This window comes from Streptomyces spongiicola (genome assembly GCF_003122365.1).
Taxonomy (GTDB): Bacteria; Actinomycetota; Actinomycetes; order Streptomycetales; family Streptomycetaceae; genus Streptomyces; species Streptomyces spongiicola.
On record NZ_CP029254.1, the window covers coordinates 2,725,549 to 2,743,941 of the forward strand.

General features: G+C 72.7%; 12 protein-coding genes and 2 pseudogenes. 5 read left to right on the top strand and 9 right to left on the bottom strand.

Translation table 11 applies throughout. From position 1 onward, the window contains the following. Positions 1 to 277 precede the first annotated feature (277 nt). Together DDQ41_RS11790 and DDQ41_RS11795 are read right to left on the bottom strand one after the other, a co-directional pair. Complete coding sequence (locus tag DDQ41_RS11790) at positions 278 to 2,443, bottom strand: MMPL family transporter (RefSeq protein ID WP_109294464.1); 2,166 nt, start codon at positions 2,441 to 2,443, stop codon at positions 278 to 280. Positions 2,444 to 2,731: 288 nt separating this feature from the next. Then, entirely contained in the window at positions 2,732 to 3,319 is a 588-nt protein-coding gene (locus tag DDQ41_RS11795; RefSeq protein WP_109294465.1) for a TetR/AcrR family transcriptional regulator, read from the bottom strand. 160 nt (positions 3,320 to 3,479) lie between these two features. Between DDQ41_RS11795 and DDQ41_RS11800 the strand changes: the two genes are divergently transcribed. Continuing rightward, positions 3,480 to 6,989: a S41 family peptidase gene (locus tag DDQ41_RS11800; RefSeq protein ID WP_109294466.1), complete on the top strand. Its 3,510-nt coding sequence runs from the start codon at positions 3,480 to 3,482 to the stop codon at positions 6,987 to 6,989. Between the two features lie 345 nt (positions 6,990 to 7,334). Here DDQ41_RS11800 and DDQ41_RS11805 read toward each other — a convergent pair whose 3' ends face one another. The 4 genes and pseudogenes from DDQ41_RS11805 to DDQ41_RS11820 all read right to left on the bottom strand — a co-directional run bounded on the left by DDQ41_RS11805 (position 7,335) and on the right by DDQ41_RS11820 (position 11,296). Further along, the gene (locus DDQ41_RS11805) at positions 7,335 to 7,598 is read right to left on the bottom strand and encodes a hypothetical protein (protein ID WP_109294467.1); all 264 of its coding nucleotides are present in this window, start codon (positions 7,596 to 7,598) and stop codon (positions 7,335 to 7,337) included. A 97-nt stretch (positions 7,599 to 7,695) separates the two neighbouring features. Beyond that, positions 7,696 to 8,577 (bottom strand): SDR family oxidoreductase, encoded by an 882-nt coding sequence (locus DDQ41_RS11810; RefSeq protein ID WP_109294468.1) that lies wholly within the window; start codon positions 8,575 to 8,577, stop codon positions 7,696 to 7,698. A 251-nt stretch (positions 8,578 to 8,828) separates the two neighbouring features. Continuing rightward, positions 8,829 to 9,755, bottom strand: a pseudogene (locus DDQ41_RS11815) (alpha/beta fold hydrolase); the annotation flags it as partial. Continuing rightward, positions 9,752 to 11,296, bottom strand: a complete 1,545-nt coding sequence (locus DDQ41_RS11820; protein ID WP_109294469.1) for a flavin-containing monooxygenase — start codon at positions 11,294 to 11,296, stop codon at positions 9,752 to 9,754. The gene DDQ41_RS11820 and the pseudogene DDQ41_RS11815, both read right to left, overlap by 4 nt. A gap of 184 nt (positions 11,297 to 11,480) precedes the next feature. On the opposite strand from DDQ41_RS11820, the gene DDQ41_RS11825 reads away from it, so the two are divergent. Continuing rightward, complete coding sequence (locus DDQ41_RS11825) at positions 11,481 to 12,098, top strand: MerR family transcriptional regulator (RefSeq protein WP_109297685.1); 618 nt, start codon at positions 11,481 to 11,483, stop codon at positions 12,096 to 12,098. Positions 12,099 to 12,549: 451 nt separating this feature from the next. Here the strand turns inward: DDQ41_RS11825 and DDQ41_RS11830 are convergent, their stop codons facing one another. Next, a complete protein-coding gene (locus DDQ41_RS11830) occupies positions 12,550 to 13,359 on the bottom strand; it encodes an exodeoxyribonuclease III (protein ID WP_109294470.1) in 810 nt (269 codons plus the stop codon). 51 nt (positions 13,360 to 13,410) lie between these two features. Between DDQ41_RS11830 and DDQ41_RS11835 the strand changes: the two genes are divergently transcribed. Further along, positions 13,411 to 13,896, top strand: coding sequence for a GNAT family N-acetyltransferase (locus DDQ41_RS11835; RefSeq protein WP_109297686.1), 486 nt, complete (start codon positions 13,411 to 13,413; stop codon positions 13,894 to 13,896). A gap of 313 nt (positions 13,897 to 14,209) precedes the next feature. After that, on the top strand, positions 14,210 to 15,193 hold the full coding sequence (locus DDQ41_RS11840) for a trypsin-like serine peptidase (protein ID WP_109294471.1): 984 nt from the start codon (positions 14,210 to 14,212) through the stop codon (positions 15,191 to 15,193). Positions 15,194 to 15,338: 145 nt separating this feature from the next. Here DDQ41_RS11840 and DDQ41_RS11845 read toward each other — a convergent pair whose 3' ends face one another. Continuing rightward, entirely contained in the window at positions 15,339 to 16,259 is a 921-nt protein-coding gene (locus tag DDQ41_RS11845) for an aldo/keto reductase (protein WP_316684172.1), read from the bottom strand. A gap of 420 nt (positions 16,260 to 16,679) precedes the next feature. Between DDQ41_RS11845 and DDQ41_RS11850 the strand changes: the two genes are divergently transcribed. After that, positions 16,680 to 17,288, top strand: coding sequence for a DUF402 domain-containing protein (locus tag DDQ41_RS11850; RefSeq protein WP_109294472.1), 609 nt, complete (start codon positions 16,680 to 16,682; stop codon positions 17,286 to 17,288). A 676-nt stretch (positions 17,289 to 17,964) separates the two neighbouring features. Here the strand turns inward: DDQ41_RS11850 and DDQ41_RS11855 are convergent. Continuing rightward, a pseudogene (locus tag DDQ41_RS11855) lies at positions 17,965 to 18,348 on the bottom strand (IS110 family transposase); the annotation flags it as partial. Between the last annotated feature and the right edge of the window lie 45 nt (positions 18,349 to 18,393).

An 18,393-nucleotide genomic window follows, 5' to 3' on the forward strand; every position in this document is an offset into this window, starting at 1 on the left:
CGGACGGCTTCGGCGTATGCAGGCGGACGCCTGGTGAGAGCCGGTGAGAGCGGGCCGCTTGCCGCCAGTTGTCCGGTCGACGGCGTCGGTTGTCCGAACTCCCTGCGTTCCCAGCGCCTCTGCGCTCCCCGCGCTCCCCGCGCTCCCGGTGTCCCGGTGTCCCCGGGTTCCGGACCGGGCGGAACCCGACCCGGAACCCGGGACCCGGCCCCGGCGAACGCCCGGACCCGCGCCCGGACCCGCACCGAGGCCACTCGCCGTCCGGTCCGGGCCGCGGTCAGGTGCCGACCAGCTCCCGCTCCTTGCCGCCGTCACCGGCCGGAGCGCCCGCGCCGCCCAGCTTCTCGCCCTCGACGTCCACGCTCGGCAGCACACGGTCGAGCCAGCGCGGCAGCCACCAGGCCTTGCCGCCCAGCAGCGCGAGCACCGCCGGCACGATCGCCATGCGGACGACGAAGGCGTCGAAGAAGACCGCGATCGCAAGGCCGAAGCCGATCATCTTCACCATCTGCTCGCTGGAGCCGATGAAGCCCGCGAACACCGCGATCATGATGACCGCGGCGGCGGTGACCACCCGGGCCCCGTGCCGGAAGCCGGTGACGATCGCCTGGCCCGGCCGCTCCCCGTGCACGAACGCCTCGCGCATCCGTGTCACCAGGAACACCTCGTAGTCCATGGCGAGCCCGAAGACCACACCCACCATGAAGATCGGCATCATCGACATGATCGGGCCGGTCTGCTCGACGCCGAAGAGGGAGCCGAGCCAGCCCCACTGGAAGACCGCGACGACCGCGCCGAGGGCGGCGACCACCGACAGCAGGAAGCCGAGTGCCGCCTTCAACGGCACCAGGACGGACCGGAAGACCACCATCAGCAGCAGGAACGCCAGCCCCACGACGAGCGCCAGATAGGGCGCCAGCGCGTCGTTCATCCGCTGCGAGAAGTCGATGTTCATCGCGGTGGCGCCGGTGACGTGCACGTTGTCGCCGGTGGTGTCGCGGATGGTGCGGACGAGGTCCTCGGTCTCCGTGGAACTGGGCCGGTCCTCGGGGATCACCGTGATCATCGCGGTGTCGCCGGCCTTGTTGTACGTGGCCGGGGTGACGGCCGCGACGCCGTCGAGCCCCGCGATGTCCTTCGCCGTGCCCTCCGCGGCCGCCTTGTCACCGTCGACGACGACGAGCAGCGGCCCGTTGAAGCCGGGGCCGAAGCCCTCGGAGAGCAGGTCGTACGCCTTGCGCTGGGTGGTGCTGGTGGGCTGGGAGCCGTCGTCCGGCAGGCCCATCTCGAGCGACGCGGCCGGCACGGCCACGGCTCCGAGGCCCACGACACCGGCGAGCAGCACGGCGACCGGGCGGCGCAGGACGAACCGGGCCCACCGCGTACCCATGTTGGGCTTGTCGCCCGCCGGCTCGGTCTGCTTGCGGGCCTTGCGGCCCAGCACCCGCTTGCCGGCGAAGCCGAGCAGGGCGGGGATCAGGGTGAGGGCGATGAGGACGGCGATGGCCACCGTGCCGGCGGCCGCGAAGCCCATCTTGCTCAGCATGGGGATGTTGACGACGGCGAGGCCGACGAGCGCGATGACCACGGTGAGTCCGGCGAAGACGACGGCGGAGCCGGCCGTGCCGGTGGCCCGTCCGGCGGCCTCCTCGTGGTCGCGTCCCTCCGCCAGTTCGGCCCGGTAGCGGGAGACGATGAAGAGCGCGTAGTCGATACCGACGGCGAGGCCGATCATCGTGGCGAGGGTGGCCGTCGTGGAGCCGAGGTCGAGGGTGCTGGCGAGCGCCGTGATGGCGGAGACGCCGATGCCGACGCCGATGATGGCGGTGAGCAGCGGAAGCCCGGCCGCGACCAGCGAGCCGAAGGTGATCACCAGGACGACCGCGGCGACACCGACGCCGATGACCTCGGACGCTCCGGTCTCCGGCGCGGCCAGCAGCGCGTCGCCGCCGATCTCCACGGTCAGCCCGGCCTCCCTGGCCTCCTCCCCGGCCTCGGTGAGGGCCTCCCGGTCCTCGTCGGTCAGCTCCATGCCGCTGACCTTGTAGGAGACCTGGGTGTAGGCGATGGTGCCGTCCCGGCTGACCGCCTTGGCCTGGTAGGGGTCGACGACCGAGGCGACCTGGTCCGAACCGGACCTGAGGTCGGCGACGGCCTTCTCGACCTCGGCCCGGTGGGCGGGGTCCGTCATCTTCTCGCCGTCGGGCGCCTTGAAGACGACGCGTGCGGTCGCGCCGTCCGCGCTGGTCCCGGGGAAACGCTCCTCGAGCAGGTCGAAGGCCCTCTGGGCCTCGGTGCCCGGTATGGAGAAGGAACTCGACGCGGCGGTCGGCGCGGAGGAGGCGGCGACTCCGGCGAGGGCGAACAGCCCCACCCACAGCAGCGCGACGAGCCGTCGGCGCCGGAAGGCGAACCGCCCTAGTTTGTAGAGGAAGGTGGCCACGAGGAGATCTCCCGGTCAGGTCGTAGGGGTGAGGGGCAGGCTTGACCAGCCCGACGACGTGAGCGGTGCGCGTCAGGTGGGACTGTGCGGAACTGCGGGTGGGGAGGGTGCTGCGCTGGGGTGGTGGGGCGGTTGTCGCGCTGGGTTGCGGAGGCGATTTCCCTGACGGGTCGCCCTGACGGGTCGCCCTGACGGGTCTCGCCGGCGCGTTTCGCCGACGGGTTGCGCCGACGGGTTTCGCGGGGTGGACCGCGCGGGATGGGGAAGGTCCCGCACGGTGAGCGGACGTCAGTCGCCACCGACGGGCACGCCCAGGGCGGGGAGCACGACCGCGTCGAGGTACTCGTGCAGGACGCTCTGGCGCATGGGCTCGTCGCTGATCAGCGGATGGGCCACGAACGCGCCCACCAGCATGTGCGACAGGTACTTCAGGGCGGGGTTGTCCGCGGAGACCTCTCCGCGGGCGACCGCCCGCTGCAGCAGTACGTCGAGCCCGGTGATCTCGGGTTCGATGAACAGCTCGCGCAGCGCCTGCCGCAGATCGTCGTTCTCGTGGACCGCCCGGGCGAGGCCGCACATCAGCGCGTTGTCCCGCTCCATCTGGCCGTCGTCCGCCTGGGACACCATCTCGTGGAGGTCGCCGCGCAGGCTGCCGGTGTCGATCCGGGAGATGTCCACCGGCTTGCTGTTGCGCAGCGACATGGCGACCAGCTCGGGCTTGCTCCCCCACTGGCGGTAGAGGGTGGCCTTGCTGGAACGGGTGCGGGCGGCGACGGCGTCCATGGTGAGCGCGTCGTAACCGACCTCGCGCAGCAGGTCGAGCACGGCCTCGTACAGCTCGGCCGCGCGCTCGGGCGTGAGTCTGCTACGAGCCATGACCAACCTTCCGAACGAAACGGTTTCGTACACCCAGAGAGTACCCCACCATCGAGCGAAACGAAACCGTTTCGTACGTGCCCTGGGCCGCAATCACACCGCCCGAAAAAGCCGAGCCCCACGAGTTGCCGGGGCCTCCCCGCACGGAAAGCATTTAGGAGTGAGTGACGACGTCGCGTATCTCCGCTTTCCGCATCTGCACGACGACTTGCTGTGCTTCGCAGCAGAGGACGACCTCTGGATCGCCCCCCTCGTCCCGGCGGGCCGGGGCCCCGGCCGGGCCTGGCGGGTCACCGTCGATCGGACCCGGATCGGGCACCCCCGCTTCTCCCCGGACGGAAGCCTCATCGCCTACACGAGCTGGCGCAGCCTGGACCCGGAGGTCCATCTGGCACCCGTCGGCGGCGGACCGGCACGCCGCCTCAGCTACTGGGGCTCGACCGACACCCGGGTCTGCGGCTGGGACCCGGACGGCAACATCCTCGCGGTCTCCTCGCACGGCCAGCCCTTCTCCTACTTCTCCTGGGCCTACAAGCTGCCCACGGACGGCGACCCGGGCAGACGCCTGCCCTGGGGGCCGGTCTCCGACATCTCCGTCGCCGACTCCGGGGGACGGCACCGCACCCTGCTGCTCACCGGGAAGCCCCCGCACGAGCCCGCCGGCTGGAAGCGCTACCGGGGCGGCGCCATGGGGCGGCTCTACCTGCACGGCGAACGGCTGCTCGCGGACATCGGCGGCCATCTCGACTGCCCGATGTTCGTGGGCGGCCGCATCGCGTTCCTGTCGGACCACGAAGGCGTCGGGAACCTGTACTCCTGCCTGCCCGACGGCACGGACCTGCGCCGGCACACCGACCACGACGCCTTCTACGCACGGCACGCCTCCAGCGACGGCAGCCGGGTCGTCTACCAGTGCGCCGGCGACCTGTGGATCGTGGAGGACCTGGCCCCCGACTCCCGGCCGCGGCGGCTGGACGTCTGGCTCGGCGGCCCGCGCGCCGGACGGCGCCGCCACCAGGTGCCCGCCGCCAGCAACGTCGCCGGCCTCTCCGTCGACACCACGGGCCGGGCCAGCGCGGTCGTCGTACGCGGCAGCCTGTACTGGCTGACCCACCGCGACGGGCCGGCGCGCACCATCGCCGACACCCCGGGCGTGCGGGTACGGCTGCCGGTGATGCTCGGCAGCGGCGGCGGGCAGGTCGCGTACGTCACGGACGCGGACGGGGAGGACGCCGTCGAGATCGCGTACCTGCCCCGGGCCAGCGGCGACCGGCCGCCCCGGCGGCTGGCGTCGGGACTGCTGGGCCGGGTGCTGGAGATGGTCTCGGACCCGGCCGGTGAGCGGCTGGCGATCGCCTCGCACGACGGGCGGCTGCTGCTGCTCACGGTGGCGGAAGAGGCGGGGGCCGAGGCGGTAGGGGTGGCGGGCACCGCGGAGGCGGGGGATTCCGGCGAGGCGGCCGAAGCCGGGGACGGGAGGGGTACCGGGAAGGCGGCCGAAGCCGACGCGGCCGGAACCGAGGCACCCGGAGCCCGACCCGCCGAGGCCGCCGCACCCGAAACCGCGCCAGGAACAGCGTCCGAAACCGCGCCCGAAACCGCGATCGGCGGCCCGGATTCCGGTTCCGCGGGCGAGGCCGAAGGATCCGGCGACGGCCTCGTCACCGAACTCATCCGCTCCGTCAACGGGCCCGTGCGCGATCTCGCCTTCTCCCCCCAGGGGAACTGGCTGACCTGGTCGCACCCCTTCATCGGCCGCTCTCTTCGGCAGATCAAGATGGTCCGCATCGACGGACCCGGCCCCCGGACCGTCGTCGACGTCACCAACGGCCGGTTCGAGGACGAGTCCCCCGTGTTCACCCGTGACGGCCGCTATCTGGCGTTCCTGTCCTGGCGCGGCTTCGACCCGGTGTACGACGTGCACACCGGCGACCTGTCCTTCCCGCTGGGCTGCCGCCCCTACCTCGTACCGCTGTCGTCGGCGACACCGTCCCCGTTCGCGCTGCTGCCCGACGGGCGGCCGGCGGCGGGCGGGCTCGACCCCGCCGAGGCCGGCACCGGGGAGGGCGCGGCGATGGTGGAGGTGGAGGGGCTGGAGAGCCGGGTCACACCGTTCCCCGCGGCCGCCTCCAAGTACTCCTCCCTGCACCCCGTGGCGGGCGGCGGCCTGGTCTGGCTGCGGTGGCCGATCTCGGGCGCGCTCGGCGAGACGTTCGCCAACCCCGCCGACCCCTCGCACCGGCCGACCCTGGAGTACTTCGACATCCCGAAGGCGCGCAGGACCGAACTCGTCGCGCACCTCGACTGGTTCGCGGTCAGCGGCGACGGTTCCCGGCTGGTGGTCTTCGACGACGGCGAGCTGCGCGCCGTGCCGGCGACCGAGTCCGGCGACGGCGACTCCACCGTCTACCTCGACATGCGCCGGATCCTGCACGAGGTGGACCCGCCCGCGGAGTGGCGCGGCGCGTACGAGGAGGCCGGCCGGCTCATCCGCGACTACTTCTGGGACCCGGGCATGTGCGGGATCGACTGGACCGCCGTGCTGGACCAGTACCGCCCGCTGCTCCAACGGGTCGCCTCCCCCGACGAGTTCGCCGACCTGCTCCGTGAGGTGCTCGGCGAACTCGGCACTTCGCACGCCTATGTCACGCCCGCGCGCCGCAACGAGGGGCCTGCGCACTACCAGCGGGCCATGGGCCTGCTCGGCGCCAACCTGGCACGCAGGGAGGAGGGCTGGACCGTCCTGCGGATCCTGCCCGGCGACTCCTCCGACTCCAAGGCGCGTTCCCCGCTGGCCGGCACCGGGATCCGCGAGGGTGCCGTGCTGACGCACGTCGAAGGACGCCCGGTGGACCCGGTGACCGGCCCGTACCCGCTGCTGGCCGCGGCAGGGGGGACCACCGTGGAGCTGACGTTCCGGTCGGCCGACGGCGAGGGCCCGCCGCGGCGGGTGGCGATCGTGCCGCTGATCGACGAGCGCCCGCTGCGCTACCAGGACTGGGTCGCCAAACGGCGTGCGGTCGTACGGGAGGTGAGCGGAGGCGAGTGCGGCTACCTCCACATCCCGGACCTCGGCGGCTCGGGCTGGGCGCAGTTCAACCGCGACCTGCGGATGGAGGTGTCGCGGCCGTCGCTGATCGTGGACGTGCGCGGCAACGCGGGCGGCCACATCAGCGAGCTGGTCATGGAGCAGCTGAGTCGCAGGATCCTGGGCTGGGACCTGACGCGGAACGCCCAGCCGGTGTCGTACACCTCGAACGCCCCGCGCGGACCGATCGTGGCGCTCGCGGACGAGGCCACCTCCTCCGACGGGGACATGATCACGGCGGCGTTCAAGCTGCTGGGCGTGGGCCCCGTGGTGGGCCAGCGCACCTGGGGCGGTGTGGTGGGGATGACCGGTCGGCACCGGCTCGTGGACGGGACGGTGATCACGGTGCCGATGAACGCCGCATGGTTCGAGGCGTACGGCTGGTCTGTGGAGAACCACGGCGTCGAGCCGGACATCTTCGCCGAACGGCCGCCGCTGCACTGGGCCGAGGGCAAGCGCACCGATCTCGACACCGCGGTGCAGGTCGCGCTCGACCGGCTCGCACGGGATCCGACCAAGACGCCTCCGGGGTACGAGAACGTCCCCGACCGGCGCCGCCCCCCGCTGCCGCCGCGCCGCTGAACGACGGGGCGCGTTCGGCCTCTTCCGCCGCGCCGGGTGAAGGGGGCGCGGCCCTCCCGGGTCGCGCGCCCTTCGCGTTCGGGCCCCCGGCTGACTCCGGGTGGAGCGGTCCGCGCGCAACGACGCCGAACCCTCCGGGGCGGACCCGGAACGACCCACGACGACCCACGACGACCCTGAACGGACCCGAAACCGGCCTGGAACTGACCCGAAACGGACCCGGAAGAGGCCGGGGACAGACCCGGAGCAGGCCGGGGGCCGGGGACAGGCGAGGGACAGCCCGGCCGCACGGGAAGAGGGGCGCACCCCGTGCACTGGGTGCGCCCCTCGGGCATGCCCCGGACGTCAGGCGTCGTGACGGCGGTGCATCGGATCGTCGCCCATCTCACGCTCCGGACGGCGGCGCTCCTGGCCGTGCTCACGACCGCGCTCCTGGCCGGGCTCCTGGCCGTGCTCACGGCTGCGCTCCTGGCCGCGCTCCTGCGGGGGGCGCTGCTGCGGCCGCTGCTGCGGCGAGCGCTGCGAAGCCTCCTGCTTCATGCCGGGCTTCTGCTTCCCCTGCTCCTTGAGCTGGTCCGCCTTGTCCTTGAACTGATCCTGGATACCCATCTGGTCACTCCTGGAAGGGTGAGAGGGACGGGGGCCGTTGGGCCGGCCCCCGGGGCCTCGACCAGACTGGCACGCGCGGACATTCCGCGCATTTCGATCAGTTACGCTCCGTACGTTCCCGCTCGTCAGCGGCCCCGCCGGCACCCACGAGCCCCGCGCGCATCCCGCTGAGCCGCGGTTCGTAGCGCCTCATCTCCCGCTGGCCCACGAGTCCGATGAGGCTCGGCAGGCCGCCGCGGACCGACTGCATCCCGCGCAGCCACCACTGCGCGTACACATGGGCGGAGCGCCGTTCGATCCCGGCGACGAGCCGGTCCACGGCCGGGCCGAGGGGATAGGTGCGGTTCGACGGCCACGGGAGCCGCTGCCGCAGGTCCCTCATCACATCGTGCAGGTCGGCCCCGCGCACCATGTCCGTGTCGGTCCAGGACAGATAGCCGACACCCACCTTCACGCCCTTGTGGCCCACTTCGGCACGCAGACTGTGGGCGAAGGCCTCGACCCCCGACTTGGAGGCGCAGTACGCCGTCATCATCGGCGCCGCGGTGATCGCGGCGAGCGAGGCGATCTGGAGGTAGTAGCCGCGGGACTCGACCAGGGCCGGCAGGAAGGCCCGGCAGGTGACCGCGCTGCCGACGAGGTTGACCTCGATGACCCGCCGCCACGCCTCCGGATCGGAGTCCGCGAACGGACCGCCCGTCGCCACACCGGCGTTGGCGACGACGATGTCGACCCTGCCGAAACGCTCCCTGACCTCGCGGGCCACCCGCGTCATCGCCTCATGGTCGGTGACGTCGGCGTGCCAGTGGCCGCACTCGCCGTGCAACCGCCCGGCGACCGACTCGAGTTCGTCCGGTTCCAGTCCGACGAGGGCGACCCTGGCCCCGCGCGCGGAGAGTCTGCGGGCCAGCAGCTCTCCGACGCCGCGGGCGGCTCCGGTCACCACGGCCACCTGCCCTTCGAGGCTGACCCTGGTCATGCCGTCTCCTCCTGCGTCATAGGGGTGCACTGCCCGGCGGGGGCCTCCCGCACGGTAACGGAGTCCCGCTGCCCGGTTGCGCCAGGCGCCGTGAGGGGGTCCCTCGGCGTGGAGGAGTCCCTCGCCCCATGAGGGTCCCCCACCGCGAAGGAGTCCCCCACCGTGGAGGAGTCCCTCGCCCCATGGGGGTCCCGCGCCGTCACGGGGCCCCGCCGGACGGGGGTCTCCCGCACCGTACGCGCCTCCCGCCCGGCGGCGGCCTCCCGTCGCAGGTGCGCCTCGACCGGCTTCCTGATCTCCGCCGTGACGGCCTCCGGGGCCTCCACCGGGGTCATGTGCCCCGTCCCGGCGAGTTCGACGAGACCCGCGCAGTCGGGCAGCGACGCGGCGAGCGCCCGGGCGTGGCCTATCGGGGTGAGCCGGTCCGCGGTACCCGAGACGACCGCCGTGGGCAGCCGCATCTCCCGTACGCCGGCGTCCAGATCGAGCGCGGCGAGGACATGCGCCCAGGCCACCCGGGTCGGGCGCGGACAGGCGTGCACGATCCGGGCGCACTCGGCGACCCGCTCGGGTGCCGTGCCCGGCGCCATCGTCGCGTAGCGCGGTATCCTCCGGGAGACCGGGGTGACCGGGCCGAGGGGTGTACGCGAGCCCAGGATCGCCCGGGTGAGCCGGGTCCGGAACGCACCGGCCCGCACCGGCACCACCAGCGAACCGGCCACGAGCCGTGAGCTGCCCGTGCTGCACAGCAGCGCGGCTGCGGCGTGCTCGACGAACCGCGGCCGCGAGGCGGCCGCCATGAGCGTCATCCCGCCCATGGAGTGCCCGGCGAGTACGGCCCGTTCGCCCGGTGCCGGCGCGGCTGCGAGCACGGCCTCCAGGTCGTCGGCGAGGGCCTCGGTACTGTGCCCGGCCCCGGCGACGGCGGGGGTGCGGCCGTGCCCTCGCTGGTCGTAGGCGATGACCCGGTGTCCGGCGGCCAGCTCCCTGATCTGGGCCGCCCAGACACGAGCGGAGCAGGTCCAGCCGTGTGCGAGGACGACGGCGGGCGCGCCGTCGGGGCCGTACACCTCCACGTGTACACGGGAGCCGTCGGCCGACACGCCGGTCGGTTCGCGGGCGGTGACGGACGGGGCCGGGGCCGCCGTCGCCGCCGCCCGCTTCACGAACCCGCTCACGCGCTCTCCTCCCCCACCGCGGCGGGGACGGCTCCGCCGCTCCCGGCCGCCCGGTCCGCGGCCGCGGTGCGGGGCGCGCGGATCACCTCGTACTCGGCGAGGTCGACCGTGCGGGTCTGCCGCCGGAACTCCCCGGTCGTACCGGGCCAGAGAGTGGTGTTGCGGCCGCTCGCGTCGAGGTACCAGCTGGAGCAGCCGGTGTCCCACACGGTCCGCTTCATCCGCGCCTGGACCCGCCGGTTCCAGGCGCGGACGGCGGACGGCCGGGCGCCGAGCGCGACCCGGCCGCCGAGGACGTCCAGCTGACGCAGGTAGTCGGCCATGTAGTTCAGCTGGGACTCGATCATCAGGATCATCGAGCTGTTCCCGAGGCCGGTGTTGGGGCCGATGATCGTCATCCAGTTGGGGAAGCCGGCGGCGGTGGCACCGCGCAGCGACTCCATCCCGTCCTTCCATGCCTCGGCGAGAGTGCGGCCGTCCGCACCGACCACCCGGTCGGCGATCGGCAGGTCGGTGACGTGGAAGCCGGTGCCGAAGACGATCGCGTCGACCTCGGCCTCCGCGCCTCCGGCGGCCACCACGGTGGAGCCGCGCACCTCGGCCAGCCCGGAGGCGACGACGTCCACGTTGGGCCGGGCGAGCGCCGGGTAGTAGTCGCTGGACAGCAGGATCCGCTTGCAGCCGATGCGGTAGGACGGCGTCAGCTTCGCCCGGAGGGCCGGGTCCTTGATGGACTTGGCCATGTTGGCCTTGGCCAGCGACTCGATCAGGCCGAGCTGTTCCGGGCGCTTGGTGAACGCGCTGACCTGCAACTCCCTGATGCCCCAGAGCAGTCCGCGGCGGACGGTCGCGGTGATCGGCAGCAGCCGGTGCAGCCGGCGCTCACCCTCGCCGATGGCCCGGTCCATCCGCGGCATCACCCAGGGCGGGGTTCGCTGGAACAGCGTCAGCTTCGCAGCCAGGGGCTGGATCGCCGGCACGATCTGGATGGCGGACGCACCGGTCCCGATCACCGCGACCCGTTTGCCGTGCAGGTCGTAGTCGTGGTCCCAGCGCGCCGAGTGGAAGACCCTGCCGGGGAATCCGTCGAGTCCGGGGATCTCGGGGACCTTGGGGTCGGACAGCGGGCCGGTGGCGGAGACCACGACGTCGGCGGTGAACGCGCCCCGCGAGGTCTCGATCTCCCAGTGCAGTTCGGCGGTGTTCCAGCGCGCCTTCAGCACGTCGTGGCCGAAGCGGAGGTGCGGGCGGATCCCGAAGGTGTCGGTGACGTGCTCCAGGTACGCTCGGATGTGCTCCTGCCCGGAGAAGGTCCGGGGCCAGTCCGGGTTGGGTGCGAAGGAGAACGAGTAGAGGTGGGACGGTACGTCGCAGGCGCAGCCGGGGTAGCTGTTGTCCCGCCAGGTCCCGCCGACCGAGTCGGCCCGCTCCAGTACGACGAAGTCGGTGATCCCCTCGCGGCGCAGCCGGACGGCGGCGCCGAGACCGCCGAATCCGGACCCGATCACCGCCACTCGCACGTGCTCGTACCGCTGGCTCATGCCGCCTCCCGCCTGCCGAGGACACTCCCACAGGACCGCGCCAGCAATCACTGGCACGATGGGAGGGTAGAGCCTCCGCATACCGAGCGGTAGGGGTGGAACGAACAAGTTACCGGCGGTACGACATAGGCTTGCGCGCGTGACGGACGAGCAGCGCACGGATCGCGAGACCCGCGGGTACCGCATGGGGGAGCTGGCCGAGCAGGCCGGAATCACGGTGCGCACCCTGCGCTTCTACCGCGAGCGGGGACTCATCCCCCCGCCACGCAGGGAGGGCCGGATCGCCTGGTACGACGACCACCACCTGGCCCGGCTGCGGACCATCGCGGCACTGCTCGAGCGCGGCCACACCCTCAGCGGCATCGCCGACCTGGCGGCCGCGTTCGACAGCGGCCGCGACGTCGGCGAGGTACTGGGCCTCGGGGAGCCCAGCGAGGAGACCCCGGTCCGGCTCACCCCGGAGGCGCTGGCCGACTACTTCGGGGGCGAGACCACCGCGGAGAACCTCACGGCGGCGCTCGACCTCGGCTATCTGGCCACCGACGGCGACGAGATCGTCCACATCAGCCGCCGGCTGCTCGACGTCTCGTCCGCACTGGTGAAGGAGGGCGTCCCGCTCTCGGCGGTCCTCGCGGCGGGGCGCGAGGTGCGCGGCCACGCGGAGGCACTGGCGTCCCTCTTCGTCGGACTGCTGTGCTCCCACACCGCAGAGGGGGACCTGGAGCGCCTGCGCCCACTGGCGAAGAGCGTGGTGGACGCGGAGCTCTCGATGGCGATGGACCGCCGCCTCCGCGGAGGGTGACGGCAGCGGCATCAGACGCGCCCCCGACGGCCTGGACCACCGCCGCGCGGAGGGTGACCGGCGGGCCCGGCAGGGCAGGCGCGCCACGGGGCGGCGTCGGGCCCTTCCGCCCCGCGGCAGCAACGGCGGGACGCGGCCGCACCCCGGGGCGCACGGCCCGGGGCGGCGACCCACCGACCGGCCCTGGACCGGGGCCCGAGTCACGGCCTGAACCGGGACCTGGACCGAGGCCCGGCGCGGGCGTCCGGAGCCAGGGGGTCCGGAGTCCGGTCCGGGGTCCGGGAGCCGAGGGTCCGGTCCGTGGCCCTGAGCCAAGTGTCCGGTACGGAGTCCGGTACGGGACACGGAGTCAAGGGTCCGGTCCGTGGCCCTGAGTCCGCAGTCCGCAGTCCGCAGTCCGGTGCCCGGAGCCCGCAGTACGCAGTCAGGGCCCGGAGTCAGGGATCCGAGGCTACGGCTCGAAGACGGCCGTCACCGGCGCATGGTCGCTCCACCGCTCCGCATGACTCGCGGCCCGCTCCACATACGCCTTGGCACACCGTTCCGCCAGCCGCGGGGTCGCCACCAGCAGATCGATGCGCCAGCCGGTGTCGTTGTCGAAGGCGCGGCCCCGGTAGGACCACCAGGAGTACGGGCCCTCCTGCCCGGGATGCATGGCACGGACGACGTCCACGTACCCCGCCCCGGTCTCACCGTCGCCGTACACCCGGCCCAGCCACTCCCGCTCCTCGGGCAGGAAACCGGCGTTCTTCCTGTTGCCGCGCCAGTTCCTCAGGTCGGCCTCCTGGTGGGCGATGTTCCAGTCGCCGCACACCAGCACGTCACGGCCGTCCGCCTCCGCGCGCTCCCGCAGGGCCCTCAGATACGGCAGGAACGCGTCCATGAAGCGGTACTTCTCGTCCTGGCGCTCGGTGCCGACCTCGCCCGAGGGGAGGTAGAGGCTGGCGACCGTGACGGCGGGCAGGTCGACCTCGACATAGCGTCCGCTGCCGTCGAACTCCGCGCTGCCGAACCCGGTCCGCACCGCGTCCGGCTCTCGCCTGGTGAGGACGGAGACACCGGCGCGGCCCTTGGCGGCGGCCGGGACGTGCACGGCGTGCCAGCCCTCGGGGCTGCGCACCTCGTCGGGAAGCTGGTGGGCCTCGGCCCGCACCTCCTGGAGGCACACCACGTCGGCGGAGGTCCCGGCCAGCCACTCGACGAAGCCCTTCTTGGCGGCGGCCCGCAGCCCGTTCACATTCACGCTGGTCACAGTGAGCACCCAGGAACAATAGCCGGAAGACCGGCAATGCATACATGTACGATGTTCCGCATGAACATCCAGCGGATGCGCTTCGACCACCCCGACGCCGTCAAACTGAACGACCAGGTGCAGCTGGAGTACGCCGCGCGCTACGGCGACGAGGGCGATGTCACGCCCCTGGACCCGCTGATGTTCGCGCCGCCGCGCGGACTCTACCTGCTGGCCTACGACGGGCTGGGCCGCCCGGTCGCCACCGGCGGATGGCGCACCCAGGACGAGAACGCCGAGGGTTACGCGAACGGCGACGCCGAGATCAAGCGGATCTACGTCGTCCCCGAGGCACGCGGCCTCGGCCTGGCACGGCGCGTCCTGGCGGCACTGGAGGAGGACGCCCGCACGGCCGGGCGCACCCGCATGGTCCTGGAGACCGGCACCGCCCAGCCCGAGGCCATCGCCCTGTACGCCTCCAGCGGCTACGAGCCGTGCGCCAAGTTCGGCCACTACCGCGCGCACGAGAACAGCCGCTGCTTCGCCAAACCGCTCACCCGGCACTGAGCCCGGCACCCCTTCCGCCCCTTCCGCTCCCCCCACCCCTTCCGCTCCCTCCCGCCCCGCCGGCAGGAGAGGACTCACCGATCCCGGGGCTCCGCCGGCCCCCGATGGCACGGGCAGCCCCACCGGCCCCCACCGCTCCCCTGAGCACCCGCGGCCCCGCCACCGTCAACGACCCCGTCAGTCACGGCAGTCACGGCAGTCACGATGTTCCTGACGCGCTCCTGACAATTCCGCCGCGCCATGGCAACCTTCCTCACGAACGTCGATCCGCACCGCTCTCATCCCCCACCTGCCCCGGCAGAAGGAGACATGCGTGAGACGCCATCGCACAGCCGCAGCGATCCTGTTAGCAGTCGGTGCTCTGCTCACGGGCGGCCTGACGGCCACGACCGCCGCCCACGCCGCCGCACCGGACCCGTCCCCCGCACCCGCACCCGCCCCCGGACCCGCGGCCCACCAGGCCACGGCCGCCGAGCAGTTGAAGGCCCGCACCTTCTGGACCGCCGAGCGGATGCGCGCCGCGGCCCCGCTCGACCTCCGCCTCGGCGTGGACGCGCTGAAGACCCTCAAGGCCCCCGAGCCGGGGGCCGTGACCACGACCGTCGCCCCGACCGCCTTCCCCCAGGCGGGCGGCCCCTGGAACGGCGGAGGCGAGGTCGTGAAGACCTCCGGCCGTCTCTTCTTCACCTTCCAGGGCCGCAACTCGTCATGTTCGGCGAACGCCGTGACCAGCCAGAACGGCAGCACCGTCATGACGGCCGGGCACTGCGTCAAGTACCAGGGCAGCTGGCACACCAACGTCGTCTTCGTGCCCGCGTACGACAACGGCCAGGCCCCGTACGGCCAGTGGACCGCCACCAAGACGCTGACCACCCCGCAGTGGGAGGCCACCGAGGACATCAACCAGGACATCGGCGCGGCCGTGCTCGCCCCGCTGAACGGCCAGAAGCTGACCGCCGTCACCGGGGCCCAGGGCATCCAGTTCAACGGCGGCTACAACAAGCAGATGTACGCCTTCGGCTTCCCGGCCGTGTCCCCGTACGACGGCTCGAAGCTGATCTACTGCAGCGGGAACAGCTCCAAGGACTGGCTGTTCACCCAGGACCACAGCCTCGGCTGCAACATGACCGGCGGCTCCAGCGGCGGCCCCTGGTTCACCGGCTTCGACGAGACGGCGGGCACCGGCCTACAGGTCTCGGTGAACAGCTTCGGCTACGTCTTCCTGCCGAACCGGATGTTCGGCCCGTACTTCGGCAATGAGGCGAAGGCGCTGTACGACAGGGCCCAGGCCTCCTGAACCACAGGCGCCGGCGGGGGCCATCCGCTCCCCCGCCGGCCGCCGGCCGCCGGCCGCAGCCCGCCGAACGCCATGTCCCCCGACGGGTACATGACTGCGTATGTGACTGCGTACATGACTGCGGATATGACTGCGGCGGAACCGCTCAGGGAAGCGGCACGCCGCGGGCCGCCAGCCAGAGCGCGTACCACTCCTCGTGGTCGAGGTCCGGCTCCCGTCGTGCGGCCTGCCCGCAGGCGCGGATGCGCTCTGGGCTGGCGGTGCCGATCACCGGGGAGATCCGCGCGGGGTGGCGCCGCAACCACCACAGCAGCACCGTCTCCGGCGTCACGCCCTTCCGCTCGGCGAGGGACGCGACGAGCCGGGCCGCGGCCTGCTCCTCCGGCGTCTCCTGCCGCCCGGTGAAACGGCCCTGCGCCAGTGCGCCCCAGGCCTGGAGCTCGATGCCGTTGTCCCGGCAGTACTCGAGGGTGCCGAAGGGGAAGCCGTTCGAGGCGGCCGCGGGGGTGTTCACGACCACCCCGGCCTCCAGCCAGTCGCGCCGTTGCAGGCTCATCTCCAGCTGGTTCGCGACGAGCGGCACGTCCAGCCGGGCCTGCAGGGGAGCGATCTGCGCCGCCGCCATGTTGGACACCCCGAACCGCCGCACCAGACCCTGCCGGTGGAGCGCGGTCAGCGCCTCGGCGAGGTCGTCGGGGTCGGCCAGCGGGTCCGGCCGGTGCAGCAGCAGCACGTCGATCACATCCGTGCGCAGCCGCGCCAGGCTCTCCTCGACCCGCCGCACGACGGTCCGCCCGCGCAGGTCGTAGATCCCCGGGCGGTCCCCGTCCGCGAGCCGGATACCGCACTTGGTCTGGACGACGATCCGCTCCCGCAGCCCCGGGGCACGGGCCAGGACCTCGCCGAAGACGGCCTCCGCCTTGCCGTGCCGGTAGATGTCGGCGTGGTCGAACCTGGTGATGCCGATGTCCAGCGCCGCCTCGACCGCCGCCTCGGCGGCGGCTATGTCGCCGGGGCCGTACGGCTCGGTGTCCCATGTCCCGCCGAGCCCCATGCAGCCGTACAGCAGCCGATCGCCCGCGGCACCCGCCGTGCCTGCCGCGGCTTTCGTGCTCGTCGCGCTTGCCGTGTCCGTCTTCGTCGTCACCCGGCGACCCTACCGGCCCCGGCCGTGCGGAGACGGCGGGAGGGTGCGCGGGCCACTGCCGTCCCTGCGCACCCGGGGGACGCCGGGCACGAGAGGGACGGACCCGGCGGGGACACGAAGGGGGCACGACAGGGACGGACCCGACAAGAGCACGCGAAGTGATCACCCTGCGAGGTTGCCCCGTCGCCGTCACTGCCTGCGACTGTCGCACGATCAAGGGGCGGTAGCCGTGAGACGGCCCCCGAACGGCCGGCCTACCGCTGAACTCCCGCCCCCGGCGAAAGCCCGGTTCAGACACCGAAATCCTGCCGGAGTACTGGAGTAATAGGGTTGGCGGTCATGAGGTCACGGTTCCGCAGGGGTGAGGTCATCGTCCGGCGCGAGATCCTGGACGGCCGCGAATGGCTGGTGTACCCGGTGCGGGTCGCGAGCGACGACGAGCGGGCGCTCGCCGTGTACCTGGCGCAGGGCACGCCGCTCGCCTTCGGGGGCGGCGACTTCCGCTGGGGGCTGCACCCCTGGACCGAGTTCGAGCACGTGTGGCAGTCCAGTGGCGTCCTCCAGTTGCAGCGCGCGGGGGACGGCTACTCCGTGTGGGGCCGCTGGGCGGACGGCACCCTGTCGGAGTGGTACGTCAACTTCCAGGCGCCCCTGGTCCGTACGGAACGGGGATTCGACACGCTGGACCACGAGTTGGATCTGGTCATCCCCGGCGACGGCTCCCCGTACCGGTGGAAGGACGTCGAGCACTTCGAGGAGCGGGTGCGCACGGGCGGCTTCGACGCCGAAGAGGCGGACGCCGTGCGTGCGGCGGCCGCCTCCGTCGTGGACCTCGTGGAACGCGGCGCGTGCTGGTGGGAGCAGTGGCGTGACTGGCGGGCACCGGCCGACTGGGCCCCGCCAGCCGCGGTGGCCCTCCAGGACGGCAACCCGGTGGGCGCGCGCTGAGAGCCCCGCAGCGACGACCGGTCCCGTCCGTCCGTACGACTCGGCGTACAGGGTGAGCAGACAGTCGCCGTCCACCTGGCCCGCCGGGTCGTCGTCGCGACTGCCCGTCACGCCGTCGACCAGCCGGCTCAGGTCCTCATCGGCCACTCCGCGGTCCGGCATCCGGGCCGCCAGGTCCGCCCGGGGCCAGGAGCCCGCCAACCGTGTCGTGGACGGTGCCGCCGCCCAGCCGCTCAGCAGCCCGGCAGCCCGGCAGCCCGGCAGCCCGGCGACCGCGGCGAACTCGTCCGGTACCACGGGGAGGCGGTGCGTCGGAGCCTGCTCGGTTAAAGCACCGCCAGGCCCCGGCCTTGCGAGAGGTCCACCCCGGGCCCGTCCAGGGGCTACGGGTCCACCGACTCACTTCCGGATCCGGTGCCCCGGCCCTGACCGGCGGTCCCGGTCCACCCCGCGGGCCGGGGACGCCACGCACGACCGAAGGAGACGACAGACCACCGATGACCGGTGGGACGTGACCCACCTCGGCGAGCGGACCCTGTTCGGAGGTCTTGCCCATCACGCACCCCGACCACCTCCGTGACACCCACCGGGTGGCGGAGGAACAGGCCGCCGGGCTCGCAACACACACCGGACTCACTCTCGACCTCGAGACCGACGAGTACTAACTGGAGCAGACCGCTTCGTCGCCGGGGCGGGTGGGCCGCAGGTCGCGGCGCATCCTGGCCTGGTCGGCGATCACGTAGGCGTCGCGGGCGTCGGTCTTGCCCTCGCCGCGGTAGCCGTCGGACGCCCGGTTGACCAGACGGCCAGGGATGTAAAGGCCTTCCTGATCGTGGTTGATCAGCAGGGCCAGCAGCAGTGCGGGCTCGCCGCCGGTCATGTCGATGGCCCAGGTGACCTCACGGCCGTCGGCCAGAGCCAGGACGTCACTCATCGGTTTCAGCAGCTCGGGCGCGTCGTTGGCGACCCGACGCGACAACAGCGTCTTGCCGTCCCCGTCCAACGCGAGGCCGTGATGGTGGCCCTTGCCGCTGTCGATCCCCGCCCACATCCGGCTCATCGCGCTCCTGACGTGCGTGTTCGTGTTCTTCGTACCACGGACGAC